Raw genomic sequence first — 14427 nt, 5'->3', positions numbered from 1 at the left:
CCCTGCGCCCACTGTGTACGAAGTGTTTCCGCAGGTCACGGGCACTTTTCAAAGATGAATGACTGCGTGGCAGCAAGTCCCAGGCGGAGGAGGGGTGATCATGCATCAGATGCAATAATCACTATTCTACTTGACATAATGTAGATTATCGGCGCTTTAGGAATGTGCCCGGACGGGGCGCCGGCAGACATCCATTGTGGCCTCGGACGGCACGGTAAAGGCGCTGGTCAAACCCGTCGGCACCATTGTCTTTATCCAGGCGCCCGTCAAGAATGAAGCAATGACGGTCTACGTGCGTTCACTCGAAACGGCAGTTCCTCCGACAAAGCTGATCCAGTCTGAAGCCCGCGACGTTTTTGCAGCACAGCCCGGCTTGTCGCGCCTGGGTTCACGCCTGGTCAATACCTGTTTTGATGGTGCGGCCATCGATACCCGGTTCACCGCAGTCCAGGAACTCACCAACACGTCCCGGGCAGAAAACCCGCAGTTCTACGACCAGGAATCCGGCCTGCTGCTGAACCCAAGCACCAAGGTCCGCAATGACATCTTTGCCCGGGAAGCCACAAAGCTCTTCGTGGCGGCTGCCCGGGCCGCCCTGCAGGCCGCCCCCGAACTGGATTTACTTGACATAACTCATCTCGTCACCGTGTCCTGCACCGGCTTCTTCAACCCAGGCCCCGATTACAAGGTGGTACGGGAACTCGGCCTCAGCCCCGCCGTCCAGCGGTACCACCTCGGTTTCATGGGCTGCTACGCGGCGTTTCCCGCGCTGCGCGCTGCGAAACTCTTCTGTGAGGCGGACCCCAACGCGGTGGTCCTGGTCGTCTGCGCCGAACTGTGCTCCCTGCACGTACGCACCTCCAACGACCCCGACACCATCATGGGCTCAGCCCTGTTCGCCGATGGTGCCGCGGCCGCCGTCGTCACCGCCCGGCCAGGCGCGGAAGAATCAGCGCTGCTGACGCTGGACCACTTCGAGACCGTCCTGACGCCGGTCGGCGAGGACTCCATGGCCTGGAACATTGGCGATAACGGTTTTGAGATGGTGCTTGGCAACTATGTGCCGCATATTATTGATGACCACATCGTGGATGCCCTGAAGCCCCTCCTCGCCAAGGAACCGGAACTGGCCGCGCTCCCCTACTCCGCCATCCCCCACTGGGCCATCCACCCGGGCGGCCGCAGCATCCTTGACAAGGTGCAGTCCCGGCTGGGCCTCAGCGACGCCCAATTGGTTCCCGCACGCCACGTCCTGCGCAACTACGGCAACATGAGCAGCGCCACCGTGCTGTTCGTCATCAAGTACATCCTGGAACAACCCGTCCAGGAAGACGGGCAGGATGACGGGCGGATCTGCTCCATGGCCTTCGGTCCCGGCCTGACCGTGGAGACCGGGCTGTTCACCAAACTCCGCCAGGCAACGGCCGGAAGCCGGACCAGGGGCCGGCAGGACCTGGCTGAAGAAAATCCGGCAGCCCCCGGGGACCGGGATACCGCGGAAGCGCCCGTCGCCTGACGGGGTTCCACACATGGGAATCCTGCTGCGCCGGCGTGCTGCCGGGGACATCGAGGAAATGGACCGGCCCGATTGCGACGCCCGGCTCCTGGACAACACCTACCGGCAGTTCGGCGTCATCAACCGGGTGCTGTCCGGATGGCGGCGGCTGTACGAGCGGGAGCTTCGGACCATCACCAAACCGGGCCCCGGCCCTGTGACGGTCCTGGACATCGGCTCCGGCGGCGGCGACCTCCCTGTGATGCTGGCCCGCTGGGCCGCCCGGGACGGCAAAGCGATGCAGGTCCTGGGCATCGACCCTGATCCGCGGGCAGCCCGGTTCGCCCGGCAGCGGCCGCCCCTGCCAGGCGTGGGGTTCCGCCAGGCCCACAGCGGCGACCTGGTCCGGGAAGGTGCGGTGTTCGACGTCGTGATTTCCAACCACGTGCTGCACCACCTCACACCCGCAGAGCTTCGCCAACTTTTAGCCGACTCGGAACTCCTGGCGGCCCGCAAAGCCCTGCACAACGACCTCATCCGCAGCACCGTGGCGTTTGCCCTTTTCGGGGTGGCCGCGCTGCCGTTCCGGCAGTCGTTCATCCGGGAAGACGGCCTCACCTCAATCCGCCGCAGCTACCTGCCGGTGGAGCTGGCGGCGGCCGCTCCCCCGGGCTGGACCGTGGAACGCTCAGGGGCTTTCCATCAGGTCCTGGCCTGCCGCAAGGCCTGACATGGACGCTGATGTCCTGATCGCCGGCGGCGGCCCCGTTGGCCTTTACCTTGCTGCCGCGCTCCTGCAGGAGGGTGTGTCGGTCAAAGTCCTGGAGCAACGGCGGTGCCGGAACAGGCACAGCCGCGCCATTGGCATCCATCCTCCCGCGCTCGAGGCACTCGCCGGTATCGACGTGGCGGCAGGCATGGTGCAGGAGGGGGTCCGCATCAGGGCGGGCATGGCAGTCAGCGGCGGGAGGACCGTGGGGACCATGGCCTTCGACGAGGTCTCTTCTGAGTTTCCGTTCGTCCTGGCGCTCCCGCAGTTCCGCACCGAAGAGCTCCTGGAAGAGAGGGTCCGCGCACTGGATCCGGGGGCGGTCATCCGGGGTGCCCATGTCACCGGTGTGACGGACGACGGCGGCGGGGTCACCGTGGCATTCGGGTCCGTCGCAGGTGCCGGACAGGACAGCAGCGGCAGCGCGCGCGCGGCCTTGCTGGCTGTCGCGGACGGTGCCCGTTCCGGGCTGCGGGACGCCCTCGGTATTCCCGCATCCGGGCGGACCTACCCCGACCACTACCTCATGGGCGACTTCGACGACTGTACGGACTACGGGGACAAGGCCGTCCTGTTCCTTGAGCCGGAGGGAATCGTTGAATCCTTTCCCCTGCCGGGCGGGGTGCGCCGCTGGGTGGTGCGGCTGGAACGGCCCGCACCCCCGGCTGCCGTGGCGGACGACCTGGTGCACCTGGTGCGGCGACGCACGGGATTCCTCCCGGACGCGGCCACCAACACGATGCTGAGCTCCTTCAGCGTCCGGTCCACTCTCGCGCGGCGCATGGTTGCCGGCCGGGCCGTGCTGCTCGGTGACGCCGCCCATGAAGTCAGCCCCATCGGTGGCCAGGGCATGAACCTTGGCTGGCTTGATGCCAGTGAGCTGGTGCCCGTGATCTGTGCGGCACTGGAGGGTCGGCCAGTGGGCAGGCAGCTGCGGGAGTTCGGGAAACGGCGGATGCAGGCTGCAGTCCTGGCCAGGCGCCAGGCTGAGGTCAACATGATGCTCGGCAGGCCTCTGCCCGCGCCGCTTCTGGCTGTGCGCACAGCCGCCATAGGTGCGGCAGCAGCGCTTCCCGCCGTGAACCGGTGGGCTGCGCGGCGTTTCACCATGCACTGATCATCATGCACTTCTGGCCTTCCGGACCCTTGTCGGGCTACCGGAAGTAGCAGTCGTAACTGTCCTGGCTCACAATAAGGCCGTCGCTCAGCTCAAAGACGGATGACGTCCGGGCCCTGATGGTCTCGCCTCGGTCCCAGTACCGCAGGTCCATGAGGACAGTGGCGGACCAGTCCGCCTCCACGGCCACCCGGTTTCCTTCGCACGTGGTGCGGCGGATGGTGAACTTTTGGTCTGTGACCACCTCGCGGCTTTGGTCGGCGCCGGCCAGCACCCCTGCCAGCGTCCGGGTTGAACCCTCGGGGGCCAGCAGGTGCGGGGCCTCGGTCAGCACGAATGATTCCGCGAGGAACGGCTTGATGTCCGCAGCCCCTCCGCCCGCCTCGAGGACCCGGATGAATTCGAGGACATGTTCCCGCGGTGACACCGGCGGGGCAAACTCAGCAGCCATAGACCGACCTTATCCGAGCGTTCCTCCAGGCCACTGCGCCAGTAGGCTGTCACCATGACCCTGACTGTTCCACCAACCGCCGCCGGCGCCGATGAAATCCGTGAGACCGTGGAGCGGATCCTGGCCTCCGGGTCCCTGCCGCCGATCGTCCAGGCCGGCCATCCGGCCCTCCGCCAGCGCGCGGCCGAATACGACGGCCAGTTGTCCACGGACCAGCTGGAGCGCCTGATCGGGATCATGCGCCAGGTCATGCACGAGGCCCCCGGGGTGGGTCTCGCCGCCCCGCAGCTGGGTATCCCCCTGCAGCTGGCGGTGCTGGAGGACAAATTCGACGTCGACCCCGACGCTGCGGCGCTGCGGAACCGAAGCCCGCTGGACTTTCTCGCCATCCTCAATCCGCGCTACACGCAGGTGGGATCCGGACTTGCCTCGTTCTACGAGGGGTGCCTTTCCCTGAACGGCCTGCAGGCAGTGGTGGCAAGGCCTGACACCGTGCTGCTCGAATACCAGGCACCCGGCGGTACCGCTGAGCGGCGCGAATTTACCGGCTGGCAGGCGCGGATCGTGCAGCACGAAACGGACCATCTGAACGGCATCCTCTATATCGACCGCGCCCAGCTCCGTTCCCTGAGCAGCAATGCAGAATATGCCGCGCACTGGGCTGAGGCCGGCATCAGCAAGGCACGTGAAGGCCTGGGGTTCGACGACGGGCCCGCCGGAATATCCCTCGGCTGACCTTCACTTCCGCGCCACGCCGCCATGGTTGCCCCACCGGCGCCCATAATATGGTTCCCATGCCTTCCGTCGATCTCCCCCTCGTGTGCCCGGTCTGCTCCCGTCCCCTGGAACACGTTGCCGCGGATACCGCCCAGCCGCGGCTGGCATGCGCCGGCGGCCACCACTTCGACGCCGCCCGGCAGGGTTATTTCAACCTGTTGGTGGGAAAAGGCACATCCTTCGAACCGGACAGTGCCGCGATGGTGGCCGCGCGCGTGAATTTCCTGGGGTCGGGCCACTATCGGCTCCTGGCGCAGGCGGTGGCCTCCGCCGTCGTGCCCCGCCTGCCGGAAGAAGGCCCTGTCGTTTTGGATTCCGGCACGGGTACGGGACATTACCTGCGGGAAATCCTCGACACCGCCGCGGCCCAGGGGCGCCGGGTTGCGGGCATTGGCCTGGACATCTCCAAGTTCGCGCTCCGCCGTGCTGCCCGGCTCAACCCTGAGGCGGTGAACCTTGTCTGGGACATCTGGCAGCCGTTTCCGGTGGCAAGCAGCTCCGTCGATGCCGTGACGGTCGTCTTTGCCCCACGCAACCCGGCAGAATTTGCGCGGGTGCTGCGCCCCAACGGCCTCCTCGTTGTGGTGACGCCGCGAAGCGGCCACCTGGGGGACATCGCTGCCATCACCGGAATGCTTGGCATTGAAGAAGGAAAGGACGAGCGCCTCAACGAGGCCATGGCAGGGCAGTTCCACCCGGAGGGCTACCGCGACGTCGACATCCCGCTGGAGCTGACCCGTGCCGCCGCCGCCGACCTTGCGTTCATGGGACCGGCGGGCCACCACCTCGATTCCGCCGGGCTCGCCGCACGGCTCGAAGACTCCCCCGAGCCGCTCACGGCCGACGCGAAGTTCAGGCTGTTTGTGTTCCGCAGGGCCGGCGCTGGGGCGTAACGACTTGGCCACTATCCCCCTACACCAAGCGTGAGCCCACCCGGACCGCACATCCCCGGACTAGGATGAAAAGACAGTTACTGGCGGATCCGTACAGGCGGCTCCCCCGTGACCAAGGGGGAAAACACTGATGTTTGAATGGCTTGGTGAAAACTGGTGGGCGCTGTGGCTCACGGCTTTCCTGGCGTTTGCCGTGGTCGAGATGATCACCCTCGACCTCTTCTTCATCATGCTCGGCGGCGGCGCCCTCGCCGCCCTCGTGGCCGATTTCGCCGGCGCCGAGCCCTGGCTCCAGGTGGTCGTCTTCTGCATCGTGTCCCTGCTCATGGTGGCCTTCGTCCGGCCCGTAGCCCTGTCCCACCTCAAGAAGGGCCCGTCCGAGCAACGCACGAACGTGGACCGGCTGATCGGTGAGCAGGCCGTGGTCATGGAAGCCGTCACCTCCGACGGGGGCCTGGTGAAAATCGGCGGCGATATATGGAGCGCACGCTCCGCAGCGGGAGTCCTTCCCGCGGGCCAAAAAGTGGTCGTTTCGGCCATCGACGGTGCCACAGCAGTGGTTTCGGTGCCGCCGGCGGCGGCCGCCGGTCCAGATACAGCCTGACAATTGGGGAACAAGGAGTTGTATGGAAAACGCAGGAGGAACCGCATTGGCCATTGTGCTGGTGGTCCTGATCGTCTTTGTCATTATCGTTTTGGTCCGGTCCGTCCGGATCATCCCGCAGGCCCGCGCCGGCGTCGTTGAACGGCTCGGCAAGTACCAGCGGACGCTGAACCCCGGACTGACGATCCTCATCCCTTTCGTGGACCGGCTCCTGCCGCTCCTGGACCTGCGCGAACAGGTGGTGTCCTTCCCGCCGCAACCGGTCATCACGGAAGACAACCTCGTCGTCTCCATCGACACCGTGGTCTACTTCCAGGTCACCGATCCGCGTGCGGCCACCTATGAGATCGCCAACTACATCCAGGCCGTTGAGCAGCTGACCACCACCACGCTCCGGAACGTGGTCGGCGGACTCAACCTCGAGGAGGCGTTGACCTCCCGCGACCAGATCAACGGGCAACTCCGCGGCGTCCTGGATGAGGCGACTGGCCGGTGGGGCATCCGCGTCTCCCGCGTGGAGCTGAAGGCCATCGATCCGCCGCACTCCATCCAGGACTCCATGGAGAAGCAGATGCGCGCCGAACGTGACCGCCGCGCAGCCATCCTGACCGCTGAGGGAACCAAGCAGTCGGCAATCCTCACCGCCGAGGGCCAGCGGCAGGCGGCCATCCTCAAGGCCGAGGGCGAGGCGAAGGCCGCCATCCTTCGCGCCGACGGCGAGTCGCAGGCCATCCAAAAGGTCTTTGACGCCATCCACAAGGGCAACCCGGACCAGAAGCTGCTGGCTTACCAATACCTGCAGACCCTGCCCAAGCTGGCCGAGGGCTCGGCCAACAAGCTGTGGATCATCCCCAGTGAAGTCGGCGAAGCATTAAAGGGAATCGGCAATGCGATGGGCGGCGCAGGCACCGACTCCCCTGCCGCGGCATTGTTCGGGGACGCCGCCACCGGGCGCACCGAGCAGTAGGAGCCGCCATCGACAGGGAGGGTTCCGGCCGCGGGAACCTCCCTGTTTTGGTTCAAGTGGGATAACACCCGTATAATTGGGTATTTGTCCGGCAGGAGTATACCTGCTGGAACAACCAAGCTTCGCAATGCGTTGAATCCAATGATGCAGCACAGTGCACACAGTAGTCCGGCAGCGCCAAGGCGCTGCCGGCTGGCGCGGAGTTTTCATCCGCGAACCGACCAGAGGGAGAAAACATGAGCGATCGCAGCCTGCGGGGCATGCGCCTTGGTGCGCAGAGCATGGAGACCGAGTCCGGAGTTGAGCCGGCTCCGCGCCAGCGGGTCGAATACCGGTGCGCGGATGGCGAGCAGGTCTTCGTCACGTTCTCCTCCGAGGCGGAAATTCCTCCGGTGTGGGTCTCCAAGACCGGCAAGGAGGCGCTCCTGGTTGACGGCGAGAAGCCGGACACGAGCAACGACAAGGCAGTGCGCACCCACTGGGACATGCTGCTGGAACGCCGTTCCTTGCCTGAACTCGAACAGATCCTCGAGGACCGCCTCACCATCCTGCGCGAACGCCGCGGAGAGCGCCGTTCTGCATAGCGCAAGCTGAAGACAGGGGGCGGCCCCGCACTTCGGTGCGGGGCCGCCCCCTTTTCTGTCCCATCCGTCGGAAGCCGGCCGGTCCGCTGACGCAGCCGGCAACTTCCCGGGGAGTCAGGCCTGCTTGTTCTTCAGTTTCCCGGACAGCGTGTTCCAGCGGGCGGTGAGTCCCCATTTGGTGACGTTGACCATGGCTTCGATGACGATGTTGCCGCTCATTTTCGAGGCGCCGAGTTCGCGTTCTACGAAGGTGATGGGGCGTTCTTCGATGCGCAGGCCCAGTTTGGCCACGCGCCAGGCCAGGTCCACCTGGAAGCCGTAGCCGACGGAGTCGACCTGGTCCAGGTTGAGTTTTTCGAGGGTGGTCCTGCGGAACGCGCGGTAGCCGCCGGTGACGTCCTTGATGGGCAGGCCGAGCATCAGCCGGGCGTAGGTGCTGCCGACGCGTGAGATGGCCTGGCGGTAGAAGGGCCAGTTGACCACGCTGCCGCCGGGGACCCAGCGTGAGCCCATGGCCAGGTCGGCGCCTTGCTCGACGGCCTCGAGCAGTTGGGGCAGCTGTTCGGGCTGGTGTGAGCCGTCGGCGTCCATTTCCACGAGGACGTCGTAGCCGGCGTCCAGGCCCCATTTGAACCCGGCGATGTAGGCGGCGCCCAGGCCTTCCTTGCCCTTGCGGTGCAGGACGTGGACCTGGGGGTCCTCGGCGGCGAAGCCGTCGGCGAGCTGGCCGGTGCCGTCGGGGCTGTTGTCATCGACCACCAGCACGTCCGATGCCGGAACGGCTTTGCGAAGGCGCTGGAGCGTCTTGGGCAGCGATTCCAGTTCGTTGTAGGTGGGAATGATCGTAAGGACGCGCACGAAGGGCCTTTCCTGGTGGAAGTGGTCGGTGCACCGGATGCCGGCCATGCCGGCGCAGGGCGCAACTCCCCATTATAGGGGCGGAGGATTCCTGCGTCAGGAACGCAGTGCGGGGCTGGCGAACAGTTCGGTGCCATCTTTCACGGTTTGCAGGCACACCGGATCCGAGCCGGTGTCCAGCGCCGGCAGCAGCGGTGTCCTGGCTCGCGGGTCGGTGCTCCAGGACTGAACCCGCCCATCAGCCACCTGGACCATCAGTTCCTCCACGTCCCACACCGCAAAGCTGGCCGGTGCACCGGGTACGAGCTGCCCGGCCATCGGGTTGGTATGCCGTGCGGCCCGCCAACCGGCACGGGTGTGCCCCAGGAAGGCCGCGCGGGCGGAGATGCGTTCGTCCGGGTTGTGGTGCTCCACGCAGGCCCGCACACTCGACCACGGGCGCAGCGGCGTCACGGGGCTGTCACTGCCAAAGCACACCGGCACACCGGCGGAATAGAACGCGGCGAACGGATTCATGGCCCGGCTCCGCCCACCCAGCCGCCGCTCGTACAGGCCACCCGGCCCGCCCCACGCTGCGTCGAAGGACGGCTGGGCGCTGACGGTAACGGAATAATGGGCCAGCTTAGCCACGGCCGCGGCATCAGCCATCTCCACATGCTCGAACCGATGGCCTGCGGCCCGAACCTTCTGCTCCCCCACTTCCCGGGCCGCGAGGTCCAGTGCCGCCAGGGCGGCGTCGAGGCCGGCGTCGCCTATGACGTGGAACCCGCCCTGGATCCCGGCCAGGGAGCACGCGGCAAGGTGGGCTGCGGCCTGCTCAACGTCCAGGTACAGGGTGCCCCGTTCCTGGGCCGCGTCGCTGTAACCGGAGCGAAGGGCGGCCGTGCGGGAACCCAGCGATCCGTCCATGTTCAAGTCGCCCGCCAGCCCGCGGAGTCCTGCTCCGAACTGCTCAACCAGCGCCCGCGCCTGCTCCTCCGTGGAAACCAGTTCACCCCAATACGGCAGGACCTCCGGATAGGCCGAATAACCCGGTTCGGAGCCGTTCCAGCCTGCTGCCGTCCGGAGGTCCGCGGCGCCGCCGATGTGCGGTGCACCCATCTCGGCCACCGCAACGTAACCGTTGGCCGCTGCTTCCGCCAAAGCACGTTTTTGGTGCTGCCTGAGCGTCTCCTGCGGCATCTGCCGCGTTGCCAGCCGGGCAGCTTCGTGGGCGGCGCGCGTTACCCGCGCGCCGCCGTCGTACCCGTCCTTGCCGCGAAGGTCCGCTGACCGGGCGAGGGACGTCGAGACCAGTGCGGAATGCACGTCGACCCGCGAGAGGTACACCGGCCTGCCACCGGACGCCCGCTCAAGTTCTTCGGCGCCGGGCAGGGTGGGATCCGCCCAAGTGCTCTCGTCCCAGCCGTGGCCGAGTACCGGGCCGTCGCCGCCGGCAGCGGCGACCGCGTCCAGCAGCTCCCGGGCCGAGCCCGCGGCCCCCAGCTGCAGCGATTCCAAGGCGATTCCGGTTTCGGTCAGGTGCATGTGCGAGTCCACGAATCCCGGCGCGACCAAGGCCCCGCGCAGGTCGATGATGTCCATGGAACTGTCCGCGATGGAGGAAGCCGCCTGCTCGGAGCCAACCCACGCGACGGTGTCGCCGTCCACCAGCATGGCCGTTGCGAACGGGTCCGCCGCGGTGTACACGGATCCGTTCCGGTACAGCACCGGAACGGGCCGGCCGGTGTCTTTGGGGTTCGTGGTCGCGTCAGGAAGGGGCATGGCGGGAGGGACTCCTGGGATAGGGGCGCCGGGATCGACCCGACGGGTGCAGCGGAACTGGAGGGAACTAGAGAACGGAGGAATAGGCAACGACGCCGCGGCGGATAAGGTTGATGGCTTCGGCACACAGCCGCGCCAGCCGCGGGTCAAGGCCCGGAATCTTGGCGAGCTGGTCCAGGAGGTCCACCACCTGCTTGACCCAGCGGACGAAGTCGCCGGCGGCAAGGTCCGTCCCGCTGAGGACGTCCTGCAGGTGCCGTCCGCGGGCCCACTTGTACAGGGGCCAGACAAGTCCCAGCTCGGGCTCGCCGGTCAGCGGCAGCTTGTTCTCCTCTTCCACGTCCTCAAGCACGGACCATTCCCTGACCACGATATCCACGGAGGTTTCGAGGGAGACGCTGGGCATCCGCGGCCGCAGCCCACGGTCCTCGCGCTTGGCCTGGTAGACCAGCACACTGGCGAGGGCTGCCACCTCCGCTGCGTCGAGGTCGTTGAACGCGCCCAGCCGCAGGGACTGGGAGATCAACAGGTCCTTTTCACCGTAGATCCGGCGGAGCCGCTGCCCGTCCGGGCTGATGTTCAAGCGGCCGTCGCCGGCATCCTCCAGGTATCCGTAGGACGACAGGACATCGCAGACCCGGTCGAAGGTCTTGGCGATGGTGTTGGTGCGGCCCTGGATCTGGCGGACCAGGCCGTCGGTTTCCCGCCTCAGCTTCCACCAGCGCTCCGACCAGCGCGCGTGGTCTTCACGCTCGCTGCAGCCATGGCAGGGGTGGGCCCGCAGCGCACGGCGAAGGTCGGCGATCCGCTTCTCCTGGTTGGGCAGCGCCGCCGCCCGGCCGAAATCGTGGTTGCGGTTCTGGCCGGGTGCCGGGGCACGGTTCTCCCGCAGGGCGTTCCGTGCCGACGAGGCAAGGTCGCGCCGGGACTTGGGCACCTTCGCGTTGAACGATTTGGGGATCCGGATCCGGGTCACCGGGGCGATCGGGCCCTCAAGGTCGTCTATGCCGATCCTGCGCAGCTGGTTGTCCAGGGTGAGCACGGCAGGCCGGGGCTCGCGGCTGCTGTGGTCGGAGCTGAGGACGACGGCGGGACCCGGCGCACGTCCGCCGGGAACGTTGACCACGTCCCCGGGCAGCAGGCGGGCCAGGGAGTCGTCGCTGAGCGATTTCCGCACCCGGGACTTGGCCTTGGACGTGGCGTTTTCCGCATCCGAGAGTTCCCTGCGCAGCCTGGCGTACTCCGTGAAGTCACCCAGGTGGCAGGTCATGGACTTTGCGTAGCCTGCGAGCGACTCCTCGCGGCTTCGTACCTGCCTGGCCAGGCCCACCACGGAACGGTCAGCCTGGAACTGGGCGAAGGAGGACTCAAGGATTTCGCGGGCCCGGGCCCGTCCAAACTGCGCCAGCAGGTTGATGCTCATGTTGTAGGTGGGCCGGAAACTCGAGTTCAGCGGATAGGTGCGGCGCGATGCCAGGCCGGCCACCGCCGTCGGGTCAGTCCCGGGCTGCCAAAGCACCACGGCATGGCCCTCGACGTCGATGCCCCTGCGCCCGGCCCGTCCGGTCAGCTGGGTGTACTCGCCGGCGGTGATGTCGACGTGGGCTTCGCCGTTGAACTTGTCGAGCTTCTCGAGCACCACGGAGCGTGCCGGCATATTGACGCCCAGGGCGAGCGTCTCGGTGGCGAAGACAGCTTTGACCAGTCCGTCGGCGAAAAGCTTTTCCACCACCTCCTTGAAGGTGGGCAGCATTCCCGCGTGGTGGGCGGCGAAACCCCGGAGGAGCCCGTCCCGCCAGGTCCAGAAACCCAGGACGTCGAGGTCGTCCGGCGGAATGTCCATTGCGGCCTCGTCGACGCGCTGGGCGATGATCCGCTGCTCTTTTTCGGTGGTCAGCCACAGGCCGGAGCTGACGCACTGCGCTACTGCTGCCTCGCACCCCGCCCGGGAAAAGATGAAGGTGATGGCAGGCAGCAGGTCCATCCTGTCCAGACTGGCAATGACCTGGGGGCGGCTGGCCGGCCGCACTCCCCCTGGCTCGCCGCCGCGGCCGGGACGGCCGTTCCCCCGCCGGCCGCGTCCTCCCGGTCCGGGACGGCTGCGGAAGCTCTGCTGGCTTTCGCTGCGGGCCACCGTGAGGAGGTCCGGGTTGACGTCGAACCCGCGGCCCTTGGCACGTTCGCGTGACGTGCCGGGCGTGTCCGTTTGCCCGTCTTCCTCAACGGGCGGGGCGATTTCATCGAAGGTGGTTTCCCCGGCGAACAGGTCCATGATCTGCCAGCCCACCATGACGTGCTGCCACAGCGGCACGGGGCGGTGCTCGGAGACGATGATGTCGGTGTCCCCGCGGACGGTGTCCAGCCAGGCGCCGAATTCCTCGGCGTTGGAGACGGTTGCACTCAGCGATGCCACCTGCACCTCGCTCGGCAGGTGGATGATGACTTCTTCCCAGACTGCGCCGCGGAACCGGTCGGCGAGGTAGTGGACTTCGTCCATGACCACGTATCCAAGGTCGTCCAGGGTGGCGGAATCCGCGTAGAGCATGTTCCGCAGGACTTCGGTGGTCATCACCACCACCTGCGCGTCACCGTTGATGCTGGTGTCACCAGTCAGGAGGCCCACGTTGTCGGCACCGTATTTTGCGGTGAGCTCGCTGTATTTCTGGTTGCTGAGGGCCTTGATAGGGGTGGTGTAGAAGGCCTTCAAGCCCCGCTGCAGCGCGAGGTAGATGGCGAACTCCCCCACGATCGTTTTGCCGGCGCCGGTGGGGGCGGCCACCAGGACTCCCCTGCCCTCCTGGAGGGAGCGGCAGGCTTGCCGCTGGAAGTCATCCAGCTCGAAATCCAGGGTCCGGGTGAACGCTCCCAGGTACGTTGCGGCCTCGGCCCTGCGTTCGGCGCTGGCACGGTAGCGTTCAGCGGGCGACAGTTCTTCAGGATCGACGGGTCCCGTGGAGAATGGGCCGGTGGTGGAGGACATACTCCAAGCCTAACGGCAAGCCTAGAGCTTCTTGAGTTCACTCCCGGGGGTGCCAATGTCCGCTGTGGCCTCGGTCTCTTCGACCTGCTTGGCCTGCCGCCGTTCACGGCGTTTGTCGTTCATGATGCAGATGCCGATGGCGGCGAAGAAGAGCGCCAGCAGCGGACCGGCGAGCATGAACATGGAGATGGCGTCCGCGCCCGGAGCGGCGATGGCCGCCAGGACGAACACCAGGAAGACGGTGATGCGCCAGGCCTTCAGTATGGTGCGCCCGGATACGATGCCGGCCATGTTGACGCCCACCAACACCACAGGGACCAGGAAGGCCAGGCCCAGCATCAGCACCATCCGGGTGACGAACTCGATGTAGGTCCGTGCATCAATCACGCTGGAGGAGCCGGCAGGGGTGAACTGGGTCAGCGCATGGACCACCTGCGGGACGACAAGCCAGCCGACCCAGATGCCGGCAAGGAACAGTGGTATGGCGGCGGCCATGTAGCCGAGGGTGTAGCGCCGTTCCTTCGAGGTCAGCCCTGGGGTGATGAAGGCCCAGAGTTGGTAAATCCAGATGGGACTGGAAATGACGGCCCCGATGAGCAGGGACATCTGGAGCTTGAAATCGAACGGCGACGCAATGGTCCCGAAGTTGATGGCAGCAAGGCCCCCGGTCTCCTCCGAGATGCGGTTGACCGGTTCGGCCAGGGCCTTCAGCAGCGGATCGTAAAGAATCCAGCCCCCAATGCCGCCGATGACGACGCCGATGGCCGACTTGATCAGCCGGTTCTTCAGCTCCTTGAGGTGCTCCCAGAGGGACATGCGCCCCTCGGGGTTGGCTTTACGGGCCCGCGACAGTGCCACGGGAGGTCAGGCGCGGGTCGACGGCGGAACGTCAGTGCCGTCAGTCGGCTCACCGGGCTTCGCCTTGGGGTGGTTCACGATGGTGCCCTCCACGGGGCCGTTGGCTTCGGTGGAGTCGGTCTTGCCGTCGTTCTTCATTTCCTTGACCTCGGACCTGATGATCCGCATGGACTGGCCGAGGCTGCGGGCCATGGCCGGAAGTTTGGGCGCGGCGAACAGAAGCAATGCAACAACGATGATGATTACGATCGGCCAGGGGCCATCAAAGAGTCTTCCCACGGGAAATCCTTTCCTCTAACTACATCCTACT

14 protein-coding genes are annotated in these 14427 nt (G+C 66.4%); 8 read left to right on the top strand and 6 right to left on the bottom strand.

Annotation, left to right across the window (positions count from 1 at the left end; all coding sequences use genetic code 11):
* Window positions 1-280: 280 nt before the first annotated feature.
* From PUN71_RS18025 to PUN71_RS18015, 3 genes are read left to right on the top strand one after another with little or no spacing between them, the layout of a single operon-like run.
* Window positions 281-1516 (top strand): type III polyketide synthase, encoded by a 1236-nt coding sequence (locus tag PUN71_RS18025; RefSeq protein ID WP_277799496.1) that lies wholly within the window; start codon window positions 281-283, stop codon window positions 1514-1516.
* 13 nt (window positions 1517-1529) lie between these two features.
* Window positions 1530-2225 carry a class I SAM-dependent methyltransferase gene (locus tag PUN71_RS18020; RefSeq protein ID WP_277799492.1) on the top strand — a complete coding sequence of 232 codons (696 nt, stop codon included), beginning with the start codon at window positions 1530-1532 and terminating at the stop codon, window positions 2223-2225.
* 1 nt (window position 2226) lies between these two features.
* The gene (locus tag PUN71_RS18015) at window positions 2227-3381 is read left to right on the top strand and encodes an FAD-dependent oxidoreductase (protein WP_277799491.1); all 1155 of its coding nucleotides are present in this window, start codon (window positions 2227-2229) and stop codon (window positions 3379-3381) included.
* A gap of 37 nt (window positions 3382-3418) precedes the next feature.
* Here PUN71_RS18015 and PUN71_RS18010 read toward each other — a convergent pair whose 3' ends face one another.
* A complete protein-coding gene (locus PUN71_RS18010; RefSeq protein ID WP_043456269.1) occupies window positions 3419-3832 on the bottom strand; it encodes a nuclear transport factor 2 family protein in 414 nt (137 codons plus the stop codon).
* Between the two features lie 54 nt (window positions 3833-3886).
* On the opposite strand from PUN71_RS18010, the gene PUN71_RS18005 reads away from it, so the two are divergent.
* The 5 genes from PUN71_RS18005 to PUN71_RS17985 all read left to right on the top strand — a co-directional run bounded on the left by PUN71_RS18005 (window position 3887) and on the right by PUN71_RS17985 (window position 7657).
* Complete coding sequence (locus PUN71_RS18005; RefSeq protein WP_277799490.1) at window positions 3887-4567, top strand: peptide deformylase; 681 nt, start codon at window positions 3887-3889, stop codon at window positions 4565-4567.
* A gap of 59 nt (window positions 4568-4626) precedes the next feature.
* Window positions 4627-5502, top strand: a complete 876-nt coding sequence (locus tag PUN71_RS18000) for a putative RNA methyltransferase (protein WP_277799489.1) — start codon at window positions 4627-4629, stop codon at window positions 5500-5502.
* A 130-nt stretch (window positions 5503-5632) separates the two neighbouring features.
* Complete coding sequence (locus tag PUN71_RS17995) at window positions 5633-6106, top strand: NfeD family protein (RefSeq protein ID WP_043456273.1); 474 nt, start codon at window positions 5633-5635, stop codon at window positions 6104-6106.
* Between the two features lie 22 nt (window positions 6107-6128).
* Window positions 6129-7073 (top strand): SPFH domain-containing protein, encoded by a 945-nt coding sequence (locus PUN71_RS17990; protein ID WP_043456276.1) that lies wholly within the window; start codon window positions 6129-6131, stop codon window positions 7071-7073.
* A 236-nt stretch (window positions 7074-7309) separates the two neighbouring features.
* Window positions 7310-7657, top strand: a complete 348-nt coding sequence (locus tag PUN71_RS17985; protein ID WP_026266052.1) for an RNA polymerase-binding protein RbpA — start codon at window positions 7310-7312, stop codon at window positions 7655-7657.
* A 114-nt stretch (window positions 7658-7771) separates the two neighbouring features.
* Here PUN71_RS17985 and PUN71_RS17980 read toward each other — a convergent pair whose 3' ends face one another.
* From PUN71_RS17980 to tatA, 5 genes are all read right to left on the bottom strand, one after another.
* Window positions 7772-8515 carry a polyprenol monophosphomannose synthase gene (locus PUN71_RS17980; protein WP_277799488.1) on the bottom strand — a complete coding sequence of 248 codons (744 nt, stop codon included), beginning with the start codon at window positions 8513-8515 and terminating at the stop codon, window positions 7772-7774.
* A gap of 96 nt (window positions 8516-8611) precedes the next feature.
* On the bottom strand, window positions 8612-10279 hold the full coding sequence (locus tag PUN71_RS17975; RefSeq protein ID WP_277799487.1) for an amidohydrolase: 1668 nt from the start codon (window positions 10277-10279) through the stop codon (window positions 8612-8614).
* A gap of 67 nt (window positions 10280-10346) precedes the next feature.
* Window positions 10347-13259 carry a DEAD/DEAH box helicase gene (locus PUN71_RS17970; protein WP_277799486.1) on the bottom strand — a complete coding sequence of 971 codons (2913 nt, stop codon included), beginning with the start codon at window positions 13257-13259 and terminating at the stop codon, window positions 10347-10349.
* A gap of 21 nt (window positions 13260-13280) precedes the next feature.
* Window positions 13281-14075 (bottom strand): twin-arginine translocase subunit TatC, encoded by a 795-nt coding sequence (gene tatC, locus PUN71_RS17965; protein ID WP_277799485.1) that lies wholly within the window; start codon window positions 14073-14075, stop codon window positions 13281-13283.
* A gap of 48 nt (window positions 14076-14123) precedes the next feature.
* Window positions 14124-14396, bottom strand: a complete 273-nt coding sequence (gene tatA, locus PUN71_RS17960) for a Sec-independent protein translocase subunit TatA (RefSeq protein ID WP_043455943.1) — start codon at window positions 14394-14396, stop codon at window positions 14124-14126.
* Window positions 14397-14427 lie beyond the last annotated feature (31 nt).

Origin of the sequence: Arthrobacter sp. NQ7 (genome assembly GCF_029581595.2) — a bacterium.
GTDB classification, from domain to species: Bacteria; Actinomycetota; Actinomycetes; order Actinomycetales; family Micrococcaceae; genus Arthrobacter; species Arthrobacter phenanthrenivorans_B.
Note: the sequence above shows the minus strand (reverse complement) of the source record. Positions and strands in the feature narration are given on the sequence as shown.

Excerpts from the sequence above, each read along its gene's own strand:
- PUN71_RS17995 (WP_043456273.1), top strand. The coding sequence starts at position 5,633 with ATGTTTGAATGGCTTGGTGAAAACTGGTGGGCGCTGTGGCTCACGGCT.
- PUN71_RS18000 (WP_277799489.1), top strand. The coding sequence starts at position 4,627 with ATGCCTTCCGTCGATCTCCCCCTCGTGTGCCCGGTCTGCTCCCGTCCC.
- PUN71_RS18020 (WP_277799492.1), top strand. The coding sequence starts at position 1,530 with ATGGGAATCCTGCTGCGCCGGCGTGCTGCCGGGGACATCGAGGAAATG.
- PUN71_RS17990 (WP_043456276.1), top strand. The coding sequence starts at position 6,129 with ATGGAAAACGCAGGAGGAACCGCATTGGCCATTGTGCTGGTGGTCCTG.
- PUN71_RS17985 (WP_026266052.1), top strand. The coding sequence starts at position 7,310 with ATGAGCGATCGCAGCCTGCGGGGCATGCGCCTTGGTGCGCAGAGCATG.
- PUN71_RS18015 (WP_277799491.1), top strand. The coding sequence starts at position 2,227 with ATGGACGCTGATGTCCTGATCGCCGGCGGCGGCCCCGTTGGCCTTTAC.
- PUN71_RS17970 (WP_277799486.1), bottom strand. The coding sequence starts at position 13,259 with ATGTCCTCCACCACCGGCCCATTCTCCACGGGACCCGTCGATCCTGAA.
- PUN71_RS18005 (WP_277799490.1), top strand. The coding sequence starts at position 3,887 with ATGACCCTGACTGTTCCACCAACCGCCGCCGGCGCCGATGAAATCCGT.
- PUN71_RS18025 (WP_277799496.1), top strand. The coding sequence starts at position 281 with ATGACGGTCTACGTGCGTTCACTCGAAACGGCAGTTCCTCCGACAAAG.
- tatC (WP_277799485.1), bottom strand. The coding sequence starts at position 14,075 with ATGTCCCTCTGGGAGCACCTCAAGGAGCTGAAGAACCGGCTGATCAAG.
- PUN71_RS17975 (WP_277799487.1), bottom strand. The coding sequence starts at position 10,279 with ATGCCCCTTCCTGACGCGACCACGAACCCCAAAGACACCGGCCGGCCC.
- PUN71_RS18010 (WP_043456269.1), bottom strand. The coding sequence starts at position 3,832 with ATGGCTGCTGAGTTTGCCCCGCCGGTGTCACCGCGGGAACATGTCCTC.